Annotated in this window: 21 protein-coding genes, 2 tRNA genes and 2 pseudogenes; 8 read left to right on the top strand and 17 right to left on the bottom strand. The window is 75.3% G+C overall.

Going from position 1 to position 21,508, the window contains the following annotated elements; all coding sequences use genetic code 11:
- Nucleotides 1–178 precede the first annotated feature (178 nt).
- The 5 genes and pseudogenes from clpX to BLS82_RS01195 all read right to left on the bottom strand — a co-directional run bounded on the left by clpX (nucleotide 179) and on the right by BLS82_RS01195 (nucleotide 5,107).
- Nucleotides 179–1,465 (bottom strand): ATP-dependent Clp protease ATP-binding subunit ClpX, encoded by a 1,287-nt coding sequence (clpX, locus tag BLS82_RS01175; RefSeq protein WP_092860889.1) that lies wholly within the window; start codon nucleotides 1,463–1,465, stop codon nucleotides 179–181.
- A gap of 130 nt (nucleotides 1,466–1,595) precedes the next feature.
- Nucleotides 1,596–2,255, bottom strand: a complete 660-nt coding sequence (locus tag BLS82_RS01180) for an ATP-dependent Clp protease proteolytic subunit (RefSeq protein ID WP_092860891.1) — start codon at nucleotides 2,253–2,255, stop codon at nucleotides 1,596–1,598.
- Nucleotides 2,256–2,286: 31 nt separating this feature from the next.
- Entirely contained in the window at nucleotides 2,287–2,943 is a 657-nt protein-coding gene (locus BLS82_RS01185) for an ATP-dependent Clp protease proteolytic subunit (RefSeq protein ID WP_092860893.1), read from the bottom strand.
- A gap of 470 nt (nucleotides 2,944–3,413) precedes the next feature.
- Nucleotides 3,414–4,898 (bottom strand): annotated as a pseudogene (tig, locus tag BLS82_RS01190) (trigger factor); the annotation flags it as partial.
- A gap of 135 nt (nucleotides 4,899–5,033) precedes the next feature.
- Nucleotides 5,034–5,107 (bottom strand) — tRNA-Pro (locus BLS82_RS01195).
- 146 nt (nucleotides 5,108–5,253) lie between these two features.
- On the opposite strand from BLS82_RS01195, the gene BLS82_RS01200 reads away from it, so the two are divergent.
- The 3 genes from BLS82_RS01200 (at nucleotide 5,254) to BLS82_RS01210 (ending at nucleotide 6,831) form a co-directional block, all read left to right on the top strand.
- Nucleotides 5,254–5,324, top strand: a tRNA-Gly gene (locus BLS82_RS01200).
- 64 nt (nucleotides 5,325–5,388) lie between these two features.
- Nucleotides 5,389–5,625 carry a helix-turn-helix domain-containing protein gene (locus BLS82_RS15130; RefSeq protein ID WP_218123419.1) on the top strand — a complete coding sequence of 79 codons (237 nt, stop codon included), beginning with the start codon at nucleotides 5,389–5,391 and terminating at the stop codon, nucleotides 5,623–5,625.
- Between the two features lie 291 nt (nucleotides 5,626–5,916).
- Nucleotides 5,917–6,831 carry a tyrosine-type recombinase/integrase gene (locus BLS82_RS01210; protein ID WP_176818865.1) on the top strand — a complete coding sequence of 305 codons (915 nt, stop codon included), beginning with the start codon at nucleotides 5,917–5,919 and terminating at the stop codon, nucleotides 6,829–6,831.
- A 15-nt stretch (nucleotides 6,832–6,846) separates the two neighbouring features.
- On the opposite strand, the gene BLS82_RS01215 is transcribed toward BLS82_RS01210, so the two are convergent.
- Entirely contained in the window at nucleotides 6,847–7,224 is a 378-nt protein-coding gene (locus BLS82_RS01215; protein ID WP_092860901.1) for a type II toxin-antitoxin system death-on-curing family toxin, read from the bottom strand.
- Nucleotides 7,221–7,418: a ribbon-helix-helix protein, CopG family gene (locus BLS82_RS01220; protein WP_092862472.1), complete on the bottom strand. Its 198-nt coding sequence runs from the start codon at nucleotides 7,416–7,418 to the stop codon at nucleotides 7,221–7,223. The genes BLS82_RS01215 and BLS82_RS01220 overlap by 4 nt, the downstream gene beginning before the upstream one ends.
- A gap of 931 nt (nucleotides 7,419–8,349) precedes the next feature.
- Between BLS82_RS01220 and BLS82_RS01235 the strand changes: the two genes are divergently transcribed.
- Entirely contained in the window at nucleotides 8,350–8,472 is a 123-nt protein-coding gene (locus tag BLS82_RS01235) for a YlcI/YnfO family protein (protein WP_218123421.1), read from the top strand.
- 245 nt (nucleotides 8,473–8,717) lie between these two features.
- Here BLS82_RS01235 and BLS82_RS01240 read toward each other — a convergent pair whose 3' ends face one another.
- The 7 genes from BLS82_RS01240 to BLS82_RS01270 all read right to left on the bottom strand — a co-directional run bounded on the left by BLS82_RS01240 (nucleotide 8,718) and on the right by BLS82_RS01270 (nucleotide 14,989).
- On the bottom strand, nucleotides 8,718–9,065 hold the full coding sequence (locus BLS82_RS01240) for a hypothetical protein (RefSeq protein WP_092860909.1): 348 nt from the start codon (nucleotides 9,063–9,065) through the stop codon (nucleotides 8,718–8,720).
- 16 nt (nucleotides 9,066–9,081) lie between these two features.
- On the bottom strand, nucleotides 9,082–9,873 hold the full coding sequence (locus BLS82_RS01245; protein WP_092860911.1) for a GAF and ANTAR domain-containing protein: 792 nt from the start codon (nucleotides 9,871–9,873) through the stop codon (nucleotides 9,082–9,084).
- Between the two features lie 118 nt (nucleotides 9,874–9,991).
- On the bottom strand, nucleotides 9,992–10,756 hold the full coding sequence (locus BLS82_RS01250; RefSeq protein WP_218123422.1) for a Crp/Fnr family transcriptional regulator: 765 nt from the start codon (nucleotides 10,754–10,756) through the stop codon (nucleotides 9,992–9,994).
- 135 nt (nucleotides 10,757–10,891) lie between these two features.
- Complete coding sequence (locus tag BLS82_RS01255; protein WP_255378040.1) at nucleotides 10,892–13,240, bottom strand: heavy metal translocating P-type ATPase; 2,349 nt, start codon at nucleotides 13,238–13,240, stop codon at nucleotides 10,892–10,894.
- An 81-nt stretch (nucleotides 13,241–13,321) separates the two neighbouring features.
- Complete coding sequence (locus BLS82_RS01260) at nucleotides 13,322–13,531, bottom strand: heavy-metal-associated domain-containing protein (protein ID WP_092860913.1); 210 nt, start codon at nucleotides 13,529–13,531, stop codon at nucleotides 13,322–13,324.
- A gap of 69 nt (nucleotides 13,532–13,600) precedes the next feature.
- A complete protein-coding gene (locus tag BLS82_RS01265; protein ID WP_092862480.1) occupies nucleotides 13,601–13,966 on the bottom strand; it encodes a metal-sensitive transcriptional regulator in 366 nt (121 codons plus the stop codon).
- Between the two features lie 66 nt (nucleotides 13,967–14,032).
- Complete coding sequence (locus tag BLS82_RS01270; protein WP_369811009.1) at nucleotides 14,033–14,989, bottom strand: phosphotransferase; 957 nt, start codon at nucleotides 14,987–14,989, stop codon at nucleotides 14,033–14,035.
- Between the two features lie 59 nt (nucleotides 14,990–15,048).
- Here BLS82_RS01270 and BLS82_RS16660 point away from each other — a divergent pair.
- Together BLS82_RS16660 and BLS82_RS16665 are read left to right on the top strand one after the other, a co-directional pair.
- Nucleotides 15,049–15,849: pseudogene (locus BLS82_RS16660) on the top strand (Na+/H+ antiporter NhaA); the annotation flags it as partial.
- Nucleotides 15,752–16,978, top strand: a complete 1,227-nt coding sequence (locus BLS82_RS16665) for a DsbA family protein (protein WP_218123424.1) — start codon at nucleotides 15,752–15,754, stop codon at nucleotides 16,976–16,978. The pseudogene BLS82_RS16660 and the gene BLS82_RS16665, both read left to right, overlap by 98 nt.
- Before the next feature lie 85 nt (nucleotides 16,979–17,063).
- Here the strand turns inward: BLS82_RS16665 and BLS82_RS01285 are convergent, their stop codons facing one another.
- Entirely contained in the window at nucleotides 17,064–17,999 is a 936-nt protein-coding gene (locus tag BLS82_RS01285) for a DUF4394 domain-containing protein (RefSeq protein ID WP_092860921.1), read from the bottom strand.
- Nucleotides 18,000–18,270: 271 nt separating this feature from the next.
- Between BLS82_RS01285 and BLS82_RS01290 the strand changes: the two genes are divergently transcribed.
- Both BLS82_RS01290 and BLS82_RS01295 read left to right on the top strand, forming a co-directional pair.
- Nucleotides 18,271–18,777 (top strand): RNA polymerase sigma factor, encoded by a 507-nt coding sequence (locus BLS82_RS01290; RefSeq protein ID WP_092862483.1) that lies wholly within the window; start codon nucleotides 18,271–18,273, stop codon nucleotides 18,775–18,777.
- Entirely contained in the window at nucleotides 18,770–19,567 is a 798-nt protein-coding gene (locus tag BLS82_RS01295) for an anti-sigma factor family protein (protein ID WP_092860923.1), read from the top strand. Before BLS82_RS01290 ends, BLS82_RS01295 begins: the two co-directional genes overlap by 8 nt.
- A 6-nt stretch (nucleotides 19,568–19,573) precedes the next feature.
- Here the strand turns inward: BLS82_RS01295 and BLS82_RS01300 are convergent, their stop codons facing one another.
- Both BLS82_RS01300 and BLS82_RS01305 read right to left on the bottom strand, forming a co-directional pair.
- Nucleotides 19,574–20,299, bottom strand: coding sequence for a CPBP family intramembrane glutamic endopeptidase (locus BLS82_RS01300; protein ID WP_218123425.1), 726 nt, complete (start codon nucleotides 20,297–20,299; stop codon nucleotides 19,574–19,576).
- An 11-nt stretch (nucleotides 20,300–20,310) separates the two neighbouring features.
- Nucleotides 20,311–21,420 carry an alpha/beta-hydrolase family protein gene (locus tag BLS82_RS01305; protein WP_218123426.1) on the bottom strand — a complete coding sequence of 370 codons (1,110 nt, stop codon included), beginning with the start codon at nucleotides 21,418–21,420 and terminating at the stop codon, nucleotides 20,311–20,313.
- Nucleotides 21,421–21,508 lie beyond the last annotated feature (88 nt).

Genomic DNA, 21,508 nt, shown 5'->3' on the forward strand with positions numbered 1-21,508 from the left:
GCTCGTCGCTCCCCGGACCGGACGTGCAAGATCACCACGGGAGGAGGGTGATCTCGCGCGTCCGGTCCGCTGCCCCGCGCGGAAGGTGGGGCCGCCGCGGGGACGGGGACAGCACAGGGCCCCCGGCGCGCTGGGCGGCCGGGGGCCCTGTGCTGGGGCCAGGGGTCTGCGGTGTGCCTCAGGCGGACTTCTCGCGGCGCTCGCGCTTGCGCGTGCCCTCCGCGGCCTTGTCCTTCGGCACCAGCGTCGGGTTGACGTTCTTCAGCACCACGTCGCGGGTGACGACCACGCGGGCCACGTCGTCGCGGCTGGGCAGGTCGAACATCACCGGCAGGAGCACCTCCTCCATGATCGCCCGAAGGCCGCGGGCGCCGGTGCCGCGCAGGATCGCCTGCTCGGCCACCGCCTGGAGGGCGTCGTCGGAGAACTCCAGCTCCACGCCGTCGATCTCGAACATGCGCTGGTACTGCTTGACGAGGGCGTTGCGCGGCTCGGTGAGGATGCGCACGAGCGCCTCGGCGTCGAGGTTCTCCACCGTCGTGATGACCGGGAGGCGCCCGATGAACTCGGGGATCAGCCCGAACTTCAGCAGGTCCTCCGGCATCACCTTGCCGAAGACGTCCGGCAGGTTCGAGGAGCCGTGCAGCGGGGCGCCGAAGCCGATGCCCTTCTTGCCCATGCGGCCGGAGATCATCTCGTCGAGGCCGGCGAACGCGCCGCCCACGATGAACAGCACGTTCGTCGTGTCGATCTGGATGAACTCCTGGTGCGGGTGCTTGCGCCCGCCCTGCGGGGGCACGCTGGCCGTCGTCCCCTCGAGGATCTTCAGCAGCGCCTGCTGCACGCCCTCGCCCGAGACGTCGCGCGTGATCGACGGGTTCTCGGACTTGCGGGCGATCTTGTCGACCTCGTCGATGTAGATGATGCCCGTCTCGGCCTTCTTGACGTCGTAGTCAGCGGCCTGGATGAGCTTGAGGAGGATGTTCTCGACGTCCTCGCCGACGTAGCCGGCCTCCGTCAGCGCCGTCGCGTCCGCGATGGCGAACGGCACGTTGAGCATCTTCGCGAGGGTCTGCGCCAGGTACGTCTTGCCGCAGCCGGTGGGGCCGATCAGCAGGATGTTCGACTTCGCGATGTCGACCGGCTCCTCGACCTTCTTGGCCGGGTCGGACGCCTGGATGCGCTTGTAGTGGTTGTAGACGGCCACCGACAGCGCCCGCTTGGCGGCGTCCTGGCCGATGATGTACTGCTCGAGGAAGGAGTAGATCTCCTTGGGCTTCGGCAGCTCCACGAGACCGAGCTCGCTGGCCTCCGCCAGCTCCTCCTCGATGATCTCGTTGCAGAGGTCGATGCACTCGTCGCAGATGTAGACGCCCGGTCCAGCGATGAGCTTCTTGACCTGCTTCTGGCTCTTGCCGCAGAACGAGCACTTCAACAGGTCCGCGCCGTCTCCGATGCGTGCCACCAGGACAGTCCCTCCTCGTGGGACCCGCCGGCGCGGGCCACTGCTCCCCCATGGAACACCACTGGCAGTCGTCTGTCAGCGGCTCCGAGGAGGAGGGCGACGACACGCCGCCCTCCTCCTCGGCGGTGCCTCAGCTGGCCGCGAGGGCGCTGGCCTTCCTGCTCTCCAGGACCTGGTCGACCATCCCGTACTCGAGCGCCTCCTGGGCGGTCAGGATCTTGTCGCGCTCGGTGTCGAGCCGGATCTGCTCCGGGCTGCGGCCGGTGTGCCTCGACAGGGTCTGCTCCAGCCAGGTGCGCATGCGCAGCACCTCGTTGGCCTGGATCTCGATGTCGGACGCCTGCCCGTAGTCACCGCCGGTGGCCGGCTGGTGGATCAGCACGCGGGCGTTCGGCAGCGCCAGGCGCTTGCCCGGCGAGCCCGCCGCGAGCAGCACGGCCGCCGCGGAGGCCGCCTGCCCGAGGCAGACGGTCTGGATGTCGGGGCGGATGTACTGCATCGTGTCGTAGATCGCCGTCAGCGCCGTGATGGAACCGCCGGGCGAGTTGATGTACAGCGTGATGTCGCGGTCCGGGTCCTGGGCCTCGAGCACCAGCAGCTGCGCCATCACGTCGTCCGCCGACGCGTCGTCGACCTGGACGCCCAGGAAGATCACGCGGTCCTCGAACAGGCGCGTGTACGGGTCCTGGCGCTTGAAGCCGTAGGCCGTGCGCTCCTCGAACTGCGGGAGGATGTAGCGGCTGGACGGGGCAGGCGCGGCCGCACCGCCCGGGAGGTGGAGGTTGCTCATGGGATCTCCTCGGAGTCTGGTGCGCGGGCGGTCAGGCGCCGGTGCTGCCGGCGTCGGTGCCGCCGCCGTCGGTGACGTCGCGGGCGTTGGTGACGACGTGGTCGATGAAGCCGTACTCCAGGGCCTCGGCCGCGGTGAACCAGCGGTCGCGGTCGTTGTCCTTGTTGATCTGCTCGACCGTCTGGCCGGTCTGGTCGGCCGTCAGCTGGGTCAGCGTGCGCTTCATGTTGAGGATCAGCTCGGCCTGGATGGCGATGTCGCTCGCCGTGCCGCCGATGCCGCCGGAGGGCTGGTGCATCATGATCCGCGCGTGCGGGGTGGCGTACCGCTTGCCCTTGGCGCCCGAGGCGAGCAGGAACTGCCCCATCGAGGCGGCCAGGCCCATCGCCACGGTCGCGACGTCCGGCTGGACGTACTGCATCGTGTCGTAGATCGCCATGCCGGCCGTCACCGAGCCGCCGGGCGAGTTGATGTAGAGCCAGATGTCGCGCTCGGGGTCCTCGGCCGCCAGCAGCATCAGCTGCGCGCAGATGGCGTTGGCGTTCTCGTCGCGGACCTCGGCGCCCAGCCAGATGATCCGCTCGCGCAGGAGGCGCTGGTAGATCTGGTCGTCGAGGCCCATCGGCGAACCGCCGTTGCCGCGTGCCGTCGGGTCCGTAGCGCCGGGCCGGTGCTCGCTCACGCTCATCGCTCCATCCGCTCTGGCCGGGTGCACCCGGCCGATCCTGCGCCGGCGCCCCCGGGGGACGACGGCCTCGACGACCCTAGCGTCGGGGGGCGACGGTGCGTTCCGGGTCACCGCCGGTGTTCGCTGACGGCGCACGGTCACCCGCGCGCCGTCAACGGACCGGCGGGGCCGGGTCAGGCCTCGGGAGCGGCGGGGACCTGGTCGGCGTCGGCAGCCGGGGCGTCCGCGGCGGAGGCGTCCGCGGCGGAGGCGTCCGCGGCGGAGGCGTCCGCGGCGGCGGCCTTCGCGCGCGAGGCGCGCTTGGCGGGGGCCGGCGTCGCCTCGGCGTCGGCAGCCGGCGCGTCGGCAGCCGGCGCGTCCCCGGCCTCGGCGTCCGGAGCCGCCGCGTCCGCGGCGGGAGCGGCCTTCGCGCGGGAGGCCCGCTTCGCCGGAGCCGGCCTGGCCTCGGCGTCCGCGTCGTCGGCGGCGGGAGCGGCCTTGGCGCGCGACGCGCGCCGGGCGGGCGCGGGCGCCTCCTCGGCAGGAGCGGCGGCCTCGACGTCCGCCTCGACGGCCGGGACGCCGGCCTCGACCGGAGCGTCCACGGACGCGTCGACCGGGGCGTCGACCGGGGCGTCGACTGCACCGCCCTCGGCCTCGGCGGCGTCCGCGGAGCCCTCGGCCGTCGCGGCGGCGTCCTCCTCCTCGTCGCCGATCACGGCGCCGAGGTCCACCGGCGCGCCGGAGGCGTCGGTGACGCGAGCGCGCTCGAGGACGACGGACAGCGCCTTGCGGCGGGCGACCTCCGCCACGAGCGCGGGCACCTGGCCGGCCTGGTCCATCGCCTGCGCGAAGGCGTTCGCGTCCATGCCGTAGCGCGGGGCCTGCGCGACGATGTACTCGACGAGCTCGGCCTGGTTCACCGAGACCTGCTCCTCCTCGGCGATGGTGTCGAGCAGCAGCTGCGTGCGCAGCGCCTTGCGGGCCTCCTCGGTGACCTCGGCGCGGTGCTCGTCGTCCTCCAGGCGCGACTCGGCCTCGAGGTGGCGGTGCACCTCCTCCTCGACGACGCTCTCGGGCACGGGCACCTCGACGGCCTCGAGGAGGGCCTCGAGCACCTTGTCGCGCGCCTGCACGCCCTGCTCGAACTCCTTCTCCTGCTCGGCCTTGGCGCGCAGGTCCGCGCGCAGCTCCTCGAGCGTGTCGAACTCGCTGGCCAGCTGCGCGAAGTCGTCGTCGGCCTCGGGCAGCTCGCGCTCCTTGACCGACTGCACGGTCACGCGCACGGTGGCGTCCTCGCCCGCGTGCTCGCCGCCGGCCAGCGGAGCGGTGAAGGTGCGCTCCTCGCCGGCGGCGGCGCCCGTGATCGCCTCGTCCATGCCGGGGAGCATGGTGCCGGAGCCGACCTCGTAGGAGACGCCGCTCGCGGTGTCGATCTCCTCGTCGCCGATGGTGGCGGTCAGGTCGAGGGAGACGAAGTCGCCGGCCGCGACGGGGCGGTCGACGCCGACGAGGGTGCCGAAGCGCTGGCGCAGCTGCTGCAGCTGCGCGTCGACGTCCTCGTCGGAGACCGACACGTCGTCGACGCTCACGGCGATGCTGGAGTAGTCGGGCAGCTGCAGCGTCGGGCGGACGTCGACCTCGGCGGTGAAGCGCAGCTCGCCGCCGTCCGCCTCGGCCGGGATCTCGGTGACGTCGACCTGCGGCTGGCCCAGGGGCCGGACGGCGGTCTCCTGCACGGCCTGCTGGTACAGCTTGGGCAGCGCGTCGTTGATGGCCTCCTGCAGCACCACGCCGCGCCCGAAGCGCTGGTCGATGATGCGCGGGGGGACCTTGCCCTTGCGGAAGCCCGGCACCTGCACCTGCCCGGCGATCGTGCGGTAGGCGGCGTCCAGGCTCGGCTTCAGCTCGGCGAAGGGCACCTCGACGGTGAGCTTCACGCGCGTCGGGTTGATGGTCTCGACGTCGCTCTTCACAGCAGGTCGTCTCCAGGTCAGGGGTCGGGTCGGGGCGGTGCTCGCGGGGCACTCCCCGCGGTCGGGCGAGCGGACGGGCACCATCGCCGGCGCCGATGCTATCGCCGCGGGCCCGGGAGCCCGGCCCTCGCTGGGTCGGGGTACCCGGATTCGAACCGGGGGCCTTCCGCTCCCAAAGCGGACGCGCTACCAAGCTGCGCCACACCCCGCGGACCGGCGGCGGTGCTGCTGGTCCGCCCCGAAGGCTACGCGCTCGGCGCCCGCGGCGGGGGCGTCCGCCGCCGTCCCCGCGGCCGCGGCGGGACGGACGGCGCTCTCCGCTACGCTGCCGGGGCCGGCGTCCTCGGGCGTCCTCGCGGGTGTAGCTCAGTGGCAGAGCCCCAGTCTTCCAAACTGGCTACGCGGGTTCGATTCCCGTCACCCGCTCCCTGTCTGACCAGCATCTTCGCAGGTCAGAGGCCTGATCGGGCCGGACGAGCCAGTCCGGCGAGTGACCGCCAGAGACCCGGAACGACCCCTGTTCGCCAACGCCAAGGTCACGCCGAGGTCACGCGAGGCGTCGCAAAACGGCAGGTCACGGGTCGGTTCCGGACAGGTGCGCTTCGTCCGTCGGCTCGTCGCCGAGCGCCGCATCCGCCACGCCAAGGTCGGGCGGTACATCCGCTTCGACCGCCAGGACCTCGACGCGTTCCTGGCCGCCGGCGTCCGCGAACCCGTTGAACGATGACCAGGCGCCCGTCGTCCACAGGCAGGGTGTCCAGTCGTGGGCGGGCGCGCCCACACTGCGGCGATGTCCAGTCCTGAGGGCTCACGCGGCGCGCCGAAGGCCCGGCCGTCCGCCTTCGGGACCGTGGACAAGCTGCCCTCAGGTCGGTGGCGTGCCCGGTACGCCGCGCCGGACGGACGGCGGCGCAGCAGGACGTTCGCGACGAAGTCCGACGCGCGGGTCTGACTGGCCGCGGCGCAGGCGGACCTCGCTCGACGGGCGTGGCGGGCGCCCGAGGCCGGCCACCGGACGGTGGGTGCCTACGCGCACGACTACCTGCGACGAGCGGACCTGCGGGAGTCCACGCAGGCGCTGTACGCCGCGACGTGGCGGCTGCACTTGTCCGAGCGGTGGGCCGACGTCCCCGTCGGGCAAGTGACGCCGCACCTGGTGCGCACCTGGCACGAGGAGGCCGCCCGCAGCATCCGCCCCACGGCGCTGGTGCACGCCTACCGGCTGCTGCGGGCGCTTCTCGCCGTCGCCGTCGACGACGAGGCGATCGCCGTCAACCCCGCGCGGCTGCGCGGTGCAGGGACGGCCCGGTCGGCGCGGGCGTCGCGATCCTTGACCGCCGAGGAAGTGAGTGCCCTCGCGGACGCCGTCCCGCCGCGCTACCGGGCGCTCGTGCTCGTGATGGCGTACGGGGCCCTCCGGTTCGGCGAAGCGACGGCGCTGCGACGGTGCGACGTCAGCGCGGACGGCAGCCTCGTCACCGTGGAGCGCTCCGTCCGCTCGGTCGGCGGCCGGCAGATCGTCGGTCCGCCGAAGACGGACGCCGGCCGGCGCGCCGTCGCCCTCCCGCCGACCCTCGCCCGGACGCTTGCCCGACACCTCGAGGAGCACGTCGGTCAGGGGCCGGACGCCTTGGTCTTCAGCACCGGGACCGGTGGCTACCTGGCGCGGAGCGGCTGGACGGTGATGTTCCAGCGCGCCGTCTCGGCTTGCGGACTGCCGCCGGTGCGCTCGCACGAGCTGCGGCACACCGGCGCCACGCTGGCGGCCGCCACGGGGGCGACCACCGAAGAGCTCATGGCGCGCCTGGGTCACGCCTCCTCCGCTGCGGCGCTGCTGTACCAGCACGCCGCCAGCCACCGCGACGCCGAGATCGCCAGCGCGCTCGACGCACTGCTCGACGGGTCGAGCCGAACCCGCCGGAATCCGAGGTGACGTCCGCCTGACCGCTCACCGCTCGACGATGGCGCCGCGGATCCGCCGGGCGATGTCGTGGACCTCGTCGAGTTCACCGGCCGCGATGGCCATCGTGAGGTCGTACGCCTCGTCGTTGCTGAGGGTGAGCCGGTAGCCGTTGATGCCGAGGAACGCGATGCAACCCCCAAGGGCGAGCCGCTTGTCGCCGTCGACCAGGGGGTGGTTGCGGGCGAGGGAGTGCATCAGTGCAGCGGCCTTCTGGGAGAGGTCGTGATAGGCGTCCTCGCCCTGGACCGTGACTTGCGGCCGAGCGGCCGCGGCGGCCAGCAGCCCGTGGTCACGGACCTGCACCGAAGCGCCCGTGGCCCGCTCTGCCACGTGAAGCAGCTCCGCGGCGGTCAAGTAGATCACCGACCGAGCCGCTCCAGCGCCTCGGCGTACCGCGGCAACTCGGAGTCCAACACCTGGTCGAGGAGCTCAGCGCGACTGTGGCTCTCGATGTACTCGCGCACCGCATGGCGCACGACGTCCTGCATGGACCTGGACTCCAGTTCCGCGCGGCGGCGCAGGGCCTCGGTCTCGTCGTCACTGAGGCGCAAAGTCATGGGCACCAGAGCACGGTATCAACTTTGATACCGCCCTGGCCATGCTGTCGTCGCTCGGCGCGCTCAACACTCCGTCAGCCGGCGCGCGCTGCCCGCCTAGGGGCGGGTCAGGCGTCGCAGCCGCGCGCGGAGTGTGCGCTGCGCTCTCCGGAGCTCCTCAGCGCGCCGCTCGGCCGCCGCTAGTTCCTCGAGGCGTCGTATCGCCTCATCCATGGCCGCTCTGTACTGCTCGGCGTCGAAGGTGAAAGCCCCGACCTGGGAGAGGTCAGGCATCTGCTCGCCAGCTGTGTGCGCGTCCTCGCACCGCAGGTCCGTCCAGCTCACCACCTCACGTCCGGACGCAGGATCGGCCTCTCGGCCGACAGCGACCGTGAGAGCACCGCAGTACACGTCGGCGCACTCGGGACAGATGTACAGCGGCAGCCCCCCGGCTCCAGCACGTCCCAGGCGGGGTCACGGTCGGCCCGCCCCGCCGGCTGGCGCAAGGAGGACGCTGCTTCTGCTGGCCACGCGAGGTCCGCAACGCTGACGAACTCGAACGCGGCGAAGCCGTACGGCATCGGCAGGTCCAGGGCGAGGACCCGCTGCAGGACCGAGACGCCGTCGACCTCGAAGTGCAACTGCCCCAACGGCTCCGCGAGCCGCTCGTCGTACCGCGCGCGCGCCGTGAGCCCCGGGCTGCCTGGACGGGGTCGCCCGCTCTCTACGAGTTCCAGCCGGTTCGGCGCAGCAGCCACGCCCTCCATGATTCGTCAGGCGCCGACGGGAGTCACGCCGATACAGCGTGCGACCGGCCACGCGGGGCGCTGCTTTCGACGAGGATGCCGCAGATCGACGCCCGAGCGGCGGCACGTCCGACGACCCCGGCACCCAGGTCCCGCGAAGAGACCCGGTGCGCCGAGGAACTCGGCCGGACAGGCTGTCCACGCCCGTGCCGGTCCGTCTTCCCGAGGCCCTCCTGCGGCAGGTGCGTGAGCGGGCCGCCGCCGACGACCGCTCCCTGTCGCAGTGGATCCGGCGAGCCGTCGAGCACGAGATCGCCCGCACGAGCTGACCGGGCTCGCCGTCCGAGGCCGACGCGGCCGCGGAGCGGTCGCCGACCTGCCCGTCTTCCACACCGGCCACGCGGGTCCGATCTCCGTCACCCGCTCCCCTTGCGCTCGCGCGTCATCGGCTCCGGCGACCCGTTCCGGCGGATCCACCGGTTCCGGCACACCGGACCGCCCCCGGGTGCGAGCATGATCCGGTCCCGCCCGTCCAGCAGAGCGGCTGGCGGGACACCGCGCCCGGTGGGGCGCCTCAGCCGTCCGGCCCGCCGGCCCGGCTCCCGCCGCCCTCGCGCCGGTGGGCCGCCAGCAGCTGGTGCAGCACCGCCAGGGGGTCCTCCGCCGGCGCGGAGCCCGCGGCCCCGTCCGGGGAGGACGGGCGCTGCGCCCGCTGCAGGTCGTCGAGGCGCTCGACCAGGGCGTGGTCGAGGACGTCCTCCTGGGACCCGTCGAACGGCACCAGCCCCAGCAGGTAGGCCTCCAGCTCCAGCACGCCGGCCTGTCCGCCCAGGGCCAGGTAGTCGAGCCAGAGCTGCTCGAGGGTCAGCCCGGCGCGGCGGCGGGCTGCCTCCAGCGAGCGGTGGCGCGGCGGGGTCTGCATGGCGGCGGACCCGCCCTCACAGGTCGTGGGTGTTCCGGCGCCGGCCGATCACCGAGGCCACCAGCTCGCGGGCCACCTCGACCAGCTTGGTGTTCGAGCGCTGGGAGGCGCTGGACAGCATCGTGAACGCGGCGTCCTCATCGGGTGCTCCCTGGGCGATGAGCACCCCCTTGGCCTGCCCGATGACGTCCCGGGAACTCAGCGCCTCCTTCAGCTGCTCGGCGGTGCGCTGGACGCTCTCGTGGGAGGCGACGTTGGCCAGCAGCACCGACGCCTGCTCGGCGAACAGCCGCAGGACCGCCTCGTCGGCCTCGGTGTAGGCCCCCGTCGCGGTGGAGTAGGCCTTGAGCGCGCCGAGGCGCTGACCGCCCGCGACCAGCGGGGCGCTGAGCACCGAGCGCACTCCCGCCGGTGAGACCGCGGCGGCCCAGGCGGGCCAGCGCCCGTCGTGCTCGACGTCGTCGATGCGGACCAGCTGCCCGTACCGCCAGGCGCTCAGGCACGGCCCCTGGTCCAGCTCGTACTGCAGGGCGTCGGCGGCTTCGACCACCGGGTCGGTGGCCGCCGCGGTCCGCTTGCCCCTGTCGTCGACGAGCGTCACGCCGGCCCCTGCGGTCCTCGGGAGGGTCCGGGCGATCAGGGCGGTCACCAGGCCGACGGCGGTCTGCACCGTCTCGTGGGCGAGCAGGAGCCCCGACATGCGCGCCAGCGCCTCGGCCAGCTCGGGGCTGACCGGGTCGGCCCCGCTCGCTCCGGCGCTCGCCACCCCGGCGTCGTCCTGCCGGGCGCTGGTGCGGTCCTGACTCATCCTCGGCTCTCCTGCTCGGGTCGTGCCGTCGTCTGCGCTGTGCCGTGTTCTCGGCTGGTCTGGTCGGGGCCGGTCCGGCCGGGGCCGGTGGGGGCCGGTGGGGCGGGACGGGCGACGGCTACCGCGGGGTGGGCACGGGGCCCCGCTCGTGCCCGTCCGCGGCGGACCCGGGGTCGCCGAGCATCCGCTCCAGGACGTCGCGGATGACGCCGTAGCACTCGCAGCTGCCAGCAGCCAGCTGGTCCCGGTCCAGCACGGTCACCACGCCGCGGGAGTAGGTGATGGACCCGCTGTGCGCCAGGCGCCCGGCGACCTCGGTGACGCTGGCCCGGCGGACCCCGAGCATGTGGGCCAGGAACTCCTGCGTGAGGGCGAACCGGGGGCCGTCGACCCGGTCGGCGGTCATCAGCAGCCAGCGGCAGGCCCGCTGCTCGATCGAGTGCAGCCGGTTGCACGCCACGTTCTGCGCCATCTGGCTGACGATCGTCTGGGTGTAGCGCTGCAGGACGACGGTGAAGGGTCCGTCGGTGTCGGCCAGCACGTCGCGGAAGGTCTCGGCGTCCATGCGCAGCGCCCGTCCGGGCACCTGGGCGAAGGACCTCATCGGCAGGCTCTGCGCGCCGAGGAAGACCGGCAGCCCGACCACGCCCTCGCTGCCCACCGTGGCGACCTCGACCGTGGCCCCGTCGCTCATGGCGATCACCAGCGACGCGACCGCGGTGAGCGGGAAGTACACGTCCTGGATCGGCTCCTCGGCCTCGAAGAGCAGCTGGCGCACGCCGAGCTCGACCGGCTCCAGCCGCTCGGTGCACCGCTGGTACACCGGCTCGGGCAGGGCGGCCAGGAGCCGGTTGCGGCGCCCGTCCGCGCCGCGATCGTCCACGTCCACTCCGCTCTCCGCGATCAGCACCCAGCCGCCCGAGGCCACCGGTCGGCGCCGGCTCCTGCTGCTGTGCGCGCCAGCGTACGCTCAACTGCGTACGCTGGCGTACACAGGACGACGGGGGGCGGGGACCGGTCAGGAACCTGCAGCGGCGACGGAGCGGCTCGGGGTGCCCGGGGCGGCGCCGGCGGCCCGGTCCGACGCCAGCGGCTCGAAGCGGCGCAGCCGCAGGCTGTTGGAGACCACGAAGACCGACGAGAACGCCATCGCGGCACCGGCGATCATCGGGTCGAGCAGCCCCGCGGCCGCCAGCGGCAGGGCCGCGACGTTGTAGGCGAACGCCCAGAACAGGTTGCCCTTGATGGTGCCCAGGGTGCGGCGCGCCAGGCGGATGGCGTCCGCCGCGGCCCGCAGGTCACCGCGCACGAGCGTCAGGTCGCTGGCCTCGATGGCGACGTCGGTGCCGGTGCCCATCGCCAGGCCGAGGTCGGCCTGCGCCAGCGCCGCGGCGTCGTTGACCCCGTCGCCGACGACGGCCACCGTCCTGCCCTGCGCCTGCAGGCGCTCGACGACGTCGACCTTGCCCTGCGGCAGGACCCCGGCGATCACCTCGTCGATGCCCACCTGCGCGGCCACCGACCGGGCGACGGTCTCGTTGTCGCCCGTCAGGAGCACCGGGGTCAGACCCAGGTCGCGCAGCTGCCGGACCGCCTCGGCGGAGGTGTCCTTGACCGCGTCGGCGACCACGAGCACCCCGCGCGCCCGCCCGTCCCAGCCGACCGCGACCGCGGTCCTGCCCTCGGCCTCGGCGGCGGCCGCGGCCGCGGCCAGCTCGGGGGTCAGGTGCTGGGACCGGTCGGCCAGCAGCGCGGCGCGGCCGACGACCACGGCGCGGCGCCCGCCGTCCACCGCGACGACGCCCCGCACGCCCCGGCCCTCGACGTTGCCGAAGCCCTCGACCCGCGGCAGCGCGCCGACCCGCTCGGTCGCGGCCCGGGCGACCGCCTGCGCGATCGGGTGCTCGGAGGCGTCCTCCAGCGCACCCGCCAGGCGCAGCACCTCCTCGGCGTCCTCGCCCTCGGCGGGGACGACGTCGAGCAGAGTCATCCGCCCGGTGGTGACGGTGCCGGTCTTGTCCAGGACCACGGTGTCGATGCGCCGGGTGGTCTCCAGCACCTCCGGGCCCTTGAGGAGGATGCCGAGCTGGGCGCCTCGCCCGGTGCCGACCAGAAGGGCGGTCGGGGTGGCCAGGCCCAGGGCGCACGGGCAGGCGATGATCAGCACGGCGACCGCGGCGGTGAAGGCGGCCTCCACCCCCGCGCCGGCGAGGATCCAGAACCCGAGCGCGGCCACCGCCAGGGCGATGACGACCGGGACGAAGACGCCCGAGACCCGGTCGGCGAGGCGCTGGACCTCCGCCTTGCCGTTCTGGGCGTCCTCGACCAGCCGCGCCGTCCGGGCCAGCTGGGTGTCCGAGCCGATCCGGGTGGCCCGGACGACGATCCGGCCACCGGCGTTGACGGTGGCGCCGACCACGGCGTCGCCGGGAGCGACCTCGACCGGCACCGACTCCCCGGTCAGCATCGAGGCGTCCACGGCCGAGGAGCCCTCCGTGACGACGCCGTCGGTGGCGACCTTCTCCCCCGGTCGGACGACGAACAGGTCGCCTGCGGCGAGGGAGCCGACGGGGACGCGCTGCTCGCGGCCCTCGCGCAGGACGGAGACCTCCTTGGCGCCCATCTCCAGCAGGGCGCGCAGCGCGGCGCCGGCGCGCCGCCTGGAGCGGGCCTCGACGTACCGGCCGGCGAGGACGAAGACGGTGACCGCGGCGGCGACCTCGAGGTAGACCTCCGCTCCGTGGCCTCCGGAGCCGCTGGGGGAGGAGGGCGTCCGCACGCCCGGCACCCCCGCGCCGCCGAGGAGGAGGGCGTACAGGGACCAGCCGAAGGCGGCGGTCACCCCGAGGCTGACCAGGGTGTCCATGGTCGCGGTGCCGTGGCGCAGGTTGGTCCACGCCGCCCTGTGGAAGGGCCAGGCGCCCCAGACCACCACGGGAGCGGCCAGGACCAGCGAGAGCCACTGCCAGGAGGCGGACCGCAGCGCCGGGACCATCGCCAGAGCGATCACCGGCACGCCCAGCGCCGTGCAGACGAGCACGCGCCGGCGCAGGCTGCGCACCGGCGCGTCCTCGGCGGCCTGCGCGCCGGCCGCCGCGTCCTCCGCCCGAGGCGGCTGGAGCAGGGAAGCGGTGTAACCGGCCCTCTCCACCGCCGCCACCAGGTCCTCGCGGGACACTCCGTCGGCGCAGGTGACCTTCGCCTTCTCGGTGGCGTAGTTGACGGTCGCGCTGACCCCGTCGAGACGGTTCAGCCGCTTCTCGACGCGCGCGGCGCAGGAGGCGCACGTCATGCCGGTGATCGCGAGCTCGACCTCGTCCCCGCCGGCGGACGCCGCAGGGGGGGTGCTGTTCGTCGCGGAGCTCACGGGTCCTCCTCGGACTGGCTCGCAGCGGGTCGGTGGGCGCAGGTGGGGCGGATCGGGCGCCTCGAGCGCCGGGACCGGGTGCTACGCGCCGGCCACCTCGTAGCCGGCCTCCTCCACCGCGGCCCGCACGGCGGCGGCGTCGACGGGGGCGTCGCCGGTGACGGTCAGCCCACCGGTGGCCAGGTCGACGTCGACGCCGGTGACGCCGGGGACGGCGCTGACCTCCTCGGTCACCGAGCTCGCGCAGTGGCCGCAGGTCATGCCGACGACGGTGTAGGTGCTGGTGCTCATCTCGGTCGTGCTTCCTCTCGGTCGTGCCAGGGGTCGTGCCAGGGGTCTTGCCGGTGGTGCCGGTCGGGGTCAGGAGCGCACGAGGCGGGCGATGGCCGCGGAGGCCTCCTTGACCTTCTCCTCGGCCTCCGGGCCGCCGGTGGCGGCCGCCTGGACCACGCAGTGGCCCAGGTGCTCCTCGAGCAGGCCCAGGGCGACGGACTGCAGGGCCTTCGTCATCGCCGAGACCTGGGTGAGGATGTCGATGCAGTACTCCTCCTGCTCCACCATCCGCTGCAGCCCGCGCGCCTGGCCCTCGATGCGGCGCAGCCGCTTGAGGTGGTCGTCCTTGCGGTGGAGGTAGCCGTGCGCACCGGCCACGTCACCGGCCACGTCACCGGCCACGTCATCGGCCTCGTCACTGGCCCCATCGCTGGCCCCGTCGCTGGCCGCCATGCCGTCCTCCCCCGCCGCGGGTCCGCGCGTCACGCCGTCCAACAGGGTACCCGCCGGGGGTATTCCTCAGGCGGGTGCGGGGTCGTCCCGCTCGGCGTCGAGCAGCGCCTCCTGGAGGGCGAAGGTGGCGGCGTAGGCGCCGGCCCGGGCCAGGTCGCGCGCCCGTGCCCCGAGCCGGCGCGCGAGCCGGGCGAAGACCGGCGCGGGCAGGCTCGTCCTGAGCGCGGCCAAGTCGACGGCGGGGTCACCGGGCCCGCAGCCGTCCCAGTCCAGCACCCCGCACAGGTGGCCGTCGGTGGCGTCGACGCGCACGTCCTCCCCGCCCAGGTCCCCGTGCACCAGCGCGATCGGCGCCCTCCGGGCCGCGGCCGCGGCCCGGAGGGCGCCGATCGCGCCCGCTGCGCGTCCGGCTCCGCCAGCCGCGGCAGCACGCGGTGCTCGATCCTCGCGGCCAGGTCCTGCCAGTGCTGCACCCACCCGTCCTCGAGCGCGGAGCCGATCAGCAGCGGTTCCTGCCGGAGGCGCTCGAGCAGCTGCGCGAGGTCCTCGACCAGGCGGTGCACCGCCGGCTCGCCCAGCCGCGCCGCGGCGTGCACGCCGACGCCGGGCACGAACCGCAGCAGCAGGTGCGCTCGCCCGCCGCGCCCGTCCACGTCCGCGCCGAGGACCTCCGGAGCCGGCAGGCCCCGAGCGCGGGCCCGCTCCAGGCGTTCCCGGTCCTGCGCCAGCCGGGTGCGGGCGGCCGCGGTCCTGGGAAAGCGCCACACCAGGCCGGCAGCGGCGTCGACGAGCACGTCGCAGCTCTGCCCGGTGTGCAGCGACAGGCCGGCGGGCGACCTGCCGACGGCGGCCGCGCACTCGCTCAGGCGCGTCACGCCTCCAGCACGGCGGGCAGCGGGCCCGGGCGGGCGGGCGCCGCGCGAGGGGTGCCCTGGCAGTACCTGGCTCTCCCGGCGCCGCGGCGCCACGCTCCCCGCAGTCGTGCCGCGAGCGCCTCCCGCGGGCGCGGACCGTGCCGGGCACGACCGAGAAGGACAGGACCCCGATGACCGTCGCAGACCGCGGTGGGCGCCTGGGGCGTGGTGATCTCCACCGGCACCGCGTTCCTGCTCGGCGTCCTCGCCCTGCTCGGGTCGGCGTGCCCGCCGCAGCTGCGGGTGTTCCTGCTCGCCCTGGCGATCGCCGACGACGTCGGCGCGCCGACCGTGATCGCGCTCTTCTACACCGAGGACCTGCGCCTGGGCGCCCTGGCCGTGGCCGGGCTGGGGTTCGCGCTCATGTTCGCCCTGCGCTGGCTGCGGGTCTGGCGAGGACCGGCCTACCTGGTGCTCGCCGTCGTCGCGTGGGTGGCGCTGCACCCGTCCGGGGTGCACCCGACCCTGCTGGGGGTCGCCGTCGCGCTGGCCACCCCGGCGTACCACCCGCGGCGCGAGGAGGTCGAGGACGCCGCCCGGCGGGCCCGGGCCTACCTGCAGTCCCCCGACCCGGAGTACGCCGTCGCCGCGCAGCTGTCCATCGCCCGCTCGGTGCCCGCCAGCGAGCGGACGCAGCGGCTGTGGCAGCCGTGGACGAACACGGTCATCGTGCCGCTGTTCGCCCTGGCCAACGCCGGGGTGCCGCTGACCGGGGAGACCCTGCGCGCGGCGGCGACCCCACCGGTCACCCTCGGTGTGATCGCCGGCCTGGTCCTGGGCGAGCTCGTCGGCGTCCTGCTCGGCACCGGCCTGGCGGTGCGCCTGCGCCTGGGGGACCTCGCCCCGGGTCTGACCCGGCTGGACCTGGCCGGTGGCGCGGCGCTGTCGGGCATCGGGTCCACCATCTCGTTGTTCATCGTCGACCTCGCCCCCTCCGGCTCCTCGACCCAGCAGGCCCTGGCCGACCAGGCGCGGGTCGGCATCCTGGCCGCCACGGTGCTCGCCACGGTGCTCGGCGCGGCGGTCCTGCGCCTGGACGCCCACCGCGCGGGCGGGGCCGGCGAGGCTGGCGACCACCGACCTGCTCGAGCACGCCGCGGCGATCGGTCTGGACGTCGCCCGCTTCTCCCGCGACCTCGGCTCCGGCCGGTACGCCCGGCGCGTGCGGCACGACGCGGAGTCCGCCCGGGCCAGCGGGGTCACCAGCACCTCGACCTTCTTCGTCGACGGGCGCCGGCACACCGGCCCGCACGACGCGGACACCCTCACGGCCGCGCTGCTCGCCGGCGCGCAGGAGGGCAGCGGCCCGGAACCGTCCGCAGGCGCGGCCGCGAGCCCCGCGCCGGCCCGGGACGAGCTGGCCTGGGGCCAGCTCGGGGCGCTGCCGGACCTGCCCGAGGACCTGCCGGAGACCCCGGACCGCGGCGGTGACCACCCGCGGCTGACCGACGACCAGCTGGCCCGGCCGGCGCGCGCCGGCGCCCGCCGGCGGGTCGCCCGCGGCGACGTGCTGTACCGGCCCGGCGACCCCGGCTACGACTTCCACGTCGTCCTGTCCGGCGCCGTCGCGGTCGTCGGCCGCCCCGGAGGCGGAGGGGGCGAGCCGGTCGTCCGGGTGCACGGGGCGCGCCGCTTCCTCGGGTCCCTCGACCTGTTCGGCGACCGACGCGTGGTGCGTACCGCGGTGGTCGTCCGCGCCGGTGAGGTGCTGCGCCTGACCGTCGAGCAGCTGCGCGCGGTCTTCGCCCAGGACGCCGAGCTGCGGGAGCTGGTGCAGCGGGCCTTCCTCGTGCGCCACGCCACCGGGGTGGAGCTGGCCGCCGACCTGCGCGTCATCGGGCGCTCCGGCAGCCCGGAGGTGCACCGGCTGCACGCGTGGGCCGACGCGCACGGCCTGACGGCCTCGGTCGTCGACGCGGACGGCGACGCGGACGGCGACGCGGACGGCGACGTGGACGGCGACGTGGACGGCGACCAGGTCCTGGCCGAGCTCGGCGTCTGCGAGGCCGACCTGCCCGTCGTCCTCACGCGGTCGGGCCGGGTGCTGCACTCCCCCGACGACGGCGAGCTGACCCGGGCCCTGGCGCCGGGGACCTGACCGGGCGCGCCGGGCGCGCGGCCGGGCGCGCGGGTGCCCGGCCACCGGCTCCCCCGGGAACCGGTGGCCGGGCGGCTGGGGGCGCTCAGCGCTGGGCGAGCCCGATCGCCAGGTCGGTGACCGGGGTGCGGAAGCCGCCGCGGTCGGTGGCCCGCCCGGTGGGCAGGTCCACCGCGTACAGGCGGCTGGAGCCGCCGACGGTCAGGGTCGCCCAGCCCTCGACGGCGGTGGTGCGCCCGTCCCGCACGGTGCTGTAGATGTCGAACCCGGCGTCCGGCCCGGCGTCGACGCGCAGCCTGCCGGTCGCCGACAGCGTGCCGGCGTTGGCCGGGACCTGGAGGGCGACCTGGTCCATCGCCGTGTCGAGGTCGTACAGGGTGGTCGCCGTGTCGGCGCTGAGGTCGTTGTTGGTGTAGGCCGAGCCGCTGATGCCCGTGGCCGGCGCGCCGTCGTAGGTCAGCCGGCCGTCCACGACGGTGGCGGCGGTCGGGCTCGGGGCGTCGGCGGTGCCGCCGGCGAAGGGCTGGCGCAGGTTCTGCCCCGTGTCGCTGGTGATGCGCAGGGCGTTGGCGGCGGGGTTGAAGTCCACGCCGAAGTTCCTGCCCTCCAGGGCGACGCTGAGCTGGCCGACCTTCCTCGCGGCGGCGTCCCGGTCCCCGAGCAGGTAGATGCCGCCCCGCTCCCCGACGCCGTACAGCTTGCCGTTCTGCACCCGGTAGTCGATGCCCACCAGGCGGGTGTCGCCCTGCAGGCCCTTGACGTCGCCGATCCGCTGGGCGCTGCCGGGGTCGGTGGTCGTGAAGGCGACGAGGCCCTTGCCCCCGTCGCTGAGGCCGACGGCGGCGAGCCCGTACCCGCTGCTGTCGCCGTACCCCCCGCCGCCGTAGCTGCCGGTGCTGTAGCTGCCGGTGCTGTAGCTGCTGGTGCGCTGGCCGTCGGCGGAGGCGGTCGCGGGAGCGAGGACGGCGACGGCGAGCAGGGCCGTGGTGACGGCGGTCGTGGTGCGGGCGGTGCGGCGCATGGTTCCTCCACAGGGGTGTTCGCAACCGGTGGCTGCGTGCCGCACGGGTGCGACACGCAGGACTACGCCGATCGGGCGGCCGGTGTTCACCCTTCGTGGTGGTTCATCCCGATGAATAGCGGCCGCCCGCGCGGCGTACCCCCGAGGCGCGACCCGTCACCGAGGCGGGAGGCCCGTGGCCGAGCGCACCAGGACCACCGCGGGCGGCGGGATCCGGGGCCGGTACCGTGCTCGGCGGACGCCGGGGTCCGCCGGCAGCCGGGAGGGCCTCGTGTCGTTCAGCATCGAGGAGGCGTACCGGGACCACGGCGCGGAGCTGTTCCGGTTCGCGGCGAACGCCCTGAGCGACCGGGCCGACGCCGAGGAGCTGGTGCAGGAGGTCTTCACCCGCGCCTGGCGCTCCGCGGCGCAGTTCGACCCGGCGCGCGCGTCGCTGCGCACGTGGCTCTTCGCCATCGCCCGCAACCTGGCGCTCGACGTCCACCGCGCCCGCGGCCGCCGGCCGCAGCGGGCCGGCGAGGCGCCCGAGGACGCCGGCCCGGCGGCGGCCGGGCCCGAGGAGGACGTGGTGGGGCGCCTGCAGGTGGTCGAGGCCCTGGCGCGCCTGTCCCCGGAGCACCGCCAGGTGGTGGTCGCGGTGCACCTGGAGGGCCGCACGTACGCCGAGCTGGCGCAGCAGACCGGTGTGGCCGTGGCGACGCTGCGCACGCGGATGTACTACGGGCTGCGCGCGATGCGCTCGGTGCTCGACGAGGCGGGAGGGGAGGCTGATGGGTGAGGACCGGCGCGAGGAGCTGCTCGGCGCGGCCCTGGGCGGTGACCTCGACCCCTCGGAGCGCGCCGAGCTGGACGCCCTCCTGAGCGCGGACCCCTCCGCCCGCGAGGAGCTGGAGCGCTCCCGCGCGCTCGTGCGCGAGCTCGGCGCCGCGAGGACGGCGCACGGACGCCACGGGAGCCCGTGGTCCGACGCCGCCCCGCCCGACTCCCTGCGCCAGCGCGTGGTGGACGCCGCCCGGACCGGGGCGCCACCCCCCGCACCGGCGCCGTCCTCGGCACCGGTGCCGTCCTCCGCACCGGTGCCGTCCTCGGCACCGGCGCCGTCCTCGGCACCGGTGCTGCCGCGCCAGCGGCGGGCGCTGGCCCCGGCCCTGGCCGCGTGCGTCGTGGCGCTGCTGCTGGGCGCCGGCGGCGGGTTCGGCCTGGCGCGCTGGCTGGAGCGGCCCGAGCAGGGTGCGCCGGGGGTCCTGGGCGCCTCCGAGCCGATCGCCTTCGCCGGCGAGCCCGAGGGGGTCAGCGTCTCCGCCGCCGTCGTCGCGCACACCTGGGGCACCGAGACGGCCTTCGACGCCGTCTCCGGCCTGACGCCCGGCGAGACCTACCGGGTCGTGCTCGTCGCCGAGGACGGCACGCAGGTGCCGACGGGCTCCTTCGAGGCCGTCGCCGGGGTGGTGGAGTGCCGGATGACGAGCGCGGTGATGCGCCCGGACGTGCGGGCGGTGTCCGTGCTGGGCGCCGACGGCGCGGAGGTGATGACCGCGGCGCTGCCGCCGGTGGCGGCGCCGTCCTGACCGGGATCAGCGCAGGGCGGCGGCCGCGGCCGCCGCCGCGAGCCCGACGCTGTTGGTGCCCAGGTGCAGCCCCACCGGCGCCAGGAGGCTGCTGCTGCGCTGCCGCAGCCAGCCGAGGGCCAGGCCGCCGGCCGCGGTGACGAGCACCACCCCCACCACCGACAGGACGCGCGGGAGCGGGAACGCGGCCGGGACGGGCACCCCCGCGGCCGAGCTGAGGTGCCACAGACCGAAGACCGCGGAGGTCACCGCCAGCGCGCGCCCGGGCGGCAGCACCCGCTGCGCCGTGGCGAGCAGCACCCCGCGGAAGGCGACCTCCTCCCACAGCACGGTCCCCAGCGGGATCAGGACCAGGGCCCGCACGGCGACCTCCCCGGGCGACAGCGCGTCCACGCGCGGGTCCGCCAGCCCGGCGCGCAGGGCGGGCACGGCCAGCACGAGGCCGTAGCCGAGGACGACGACGCCCAGGGCGCCGGCTCCCCAGCGCGCGCCCCTGCCCCACGTCGACGGGTGCAGCCCGAGCTCGGCGCGGGTCAGCCCCGCGCAGCGCGCGGCCAGCAGCAGCACCGCGGTGGCCGCGACGGCGCTCAGCGTCCGCCGTCCGGCGCCCGGCGGCAGGTGCGGGACGACGACGTTGCTCCACCCCAGCAGGCCGAGGGACAGGGCGGCCAGGGGCGCCCAGCGCCGCGCGCCGCCCGCCTCCGAGGCGGCGCCGGGCCCGCGCCGCCTCACAGGACGCCGCCTCACAGGACGCCGGAGGCGGTGAGGACCTGCCGGACCCGGGCGGTGTCGTCCTCGCCCCACCCGGGCGGGGCCGCCACCGCGACCCAGCCGTCGAGGATCGCGTCGTCGTACCGGTGCCCGTGCCCGTCGGGGACGTCCTGGGCGTGCGCGAGGTCCGTCGAGACCTGCCAGAAGGTCACGACCGGGTACCAGGCCATGGCGGGCGGCACGTCGCTGCCGCGCGGCTCGGCCAGCCAGTCGGGCCTGGTGAGCAGCAGCTCCGGGGACCACCACACGATCGGGTCGGAGGGGTGCTGCAGGTACAGCACCCGCGGCTCCAGCCACGGGGTGGGCGGCTGCGCCGCGACGTCGTCGCCGTCCCCGTCGAAGCGGACGACGAGACCGCTGGCGTACACCGGCTGCACCTCGCGGCTGCCGGGGTCGCGCCGCTGCACCAGCGCCGACCACACCCGGTTGGCGTTCGGCGGCCCGACCCACAGCACCCCGTCGGCCTGGGCGCGCAGGTCGGCGAGGGAGCTGAACGCGAACTCCGAGCCGTGCGAGCCGAGGCTCTCGCCGTACACCAGGACCCGGGGGCGCTGGTCCTCCGGCAGCTCCTGCACGCGGGCGGAGACGGCGTCGAAGACCAGGCGGCCCGCCTCCTCCGCGCGCGAGCGGTCGACGACGAACAAGAGCCAGCTGGGCAGGTAGGAGTACTGGGTCGCCACGAGCGCGGTGTCCCCGCCGTGGAGCAGCTCCACGCTGTCGGAGGCGGCCTCGTTGACCCATCCCGTGGTCGTCTGGTCCACGTCCATCAGCGCCGCGACCTGCCGCTGCCACCGCGCCGAGGCCACCAGCCCGCCCACCGCCAGCGCCAGCGCGGCGCCGGCGAGCACCGCCCAGCCCACCCGGCCCGCTCCTGGCGGCAGCCGGCGGCGCACACGCTCCTCCAGGCGGCGCCAGCGCTGCGAGCGCCGCACCAGCCAGGCCGCGGCGACCCCGATGCCGTAGCCGGCGGCCGCGGACAGGCCCGAGGCGACGCCCTGGAACAGCCAGTCGCGGGGCACCAGGGACGGCGTCATGGCGAGCACCGCGAACAGCGTCCCGACGGCCAGGCCCACCGGGTGCACGGCCGGTCGGCGCGCGCCTCGCCCGGCCGGGGCCAAAAGGGGCGCCCGGACGCCGGCGGGGGACGCGCCGCTGCGCAGGGCCGCGGAA

The sequence above is a fragment of the Quadrisphaera sp. DSM 44207 genome (assembly GCF_900101335.1).
In the GTDB taxonomy this organism is placed as follows: domain Bacteria; phylum Actinomycetota; class Actinomycetes; order Actinomycetales; family Quadrisphaeraceae; genus DSM-44207.

Coding starts and splice junctions, on each gene's coding strand:
- BLS82_RS01180 (WP_092860891.1), bottom strand. CDS start 2,255: ATGAGCAACCTCCACCTCCCGGGCGGTGCGGCCGCGCCTGCCCCGTCC.
- BLS82_RS01185 (WP_092860893.1), bottom strand. CDS start 2,943: ATGAGCGTGAGCGAGCACCGGCCCGGCGCTACGGACCCGACGGCACGC.
- BLS82_RS01220 (WP_092862472.1), bottom strand. CDS start 7,418: ATGACTTTGCGCCTCAGTGACGACGAGACCGAGGCCCTGCGCCGCCGC.
- BLS82_RS01240 (WP_092860909.1), bottom strand. CDS start 9,065: ATGCAGACCCCGCCGCGCCACCGCTCGCTGGAGGCAGCCCGCCGCCGC.
- BLS82_RS01245 (WP_092860911.1), bottom strand. CDS start 9,873: ATGAGTCAGGACCGCACCAGCGCCCGGCAGGACGACGCCGGGGTGGCG.
- BLS82_RS01260 (WP_092860913.1), bottom strand. CDS start 13,531: ATGAGCACCAGCACCTACACCGTCGTCGGCATGACCTGCGGCCACTGC.
- BLS82_RS01265 (WP_092862480.1), bottom strand. CDS start 13,966: ATGGCGGCCAGCGACGGGGCCAGCGATGGGGCCAGTGACGAGGCCGAT.
- BLS82_RS01285 (WP_092860921.1), bottom strand. CDS start 17,999: ATGCGCCGCACCGCCCGCACCACGACCGCCGTCACCACGGCCCTGCTC.
- BLS82_RS01295 (WP_092860923.1), top strand. CDS start 18,770: ATGGGTGAGGACCGGCGCGAGGAGCTGCTCGGCGCGGCCCTGGGCGGT.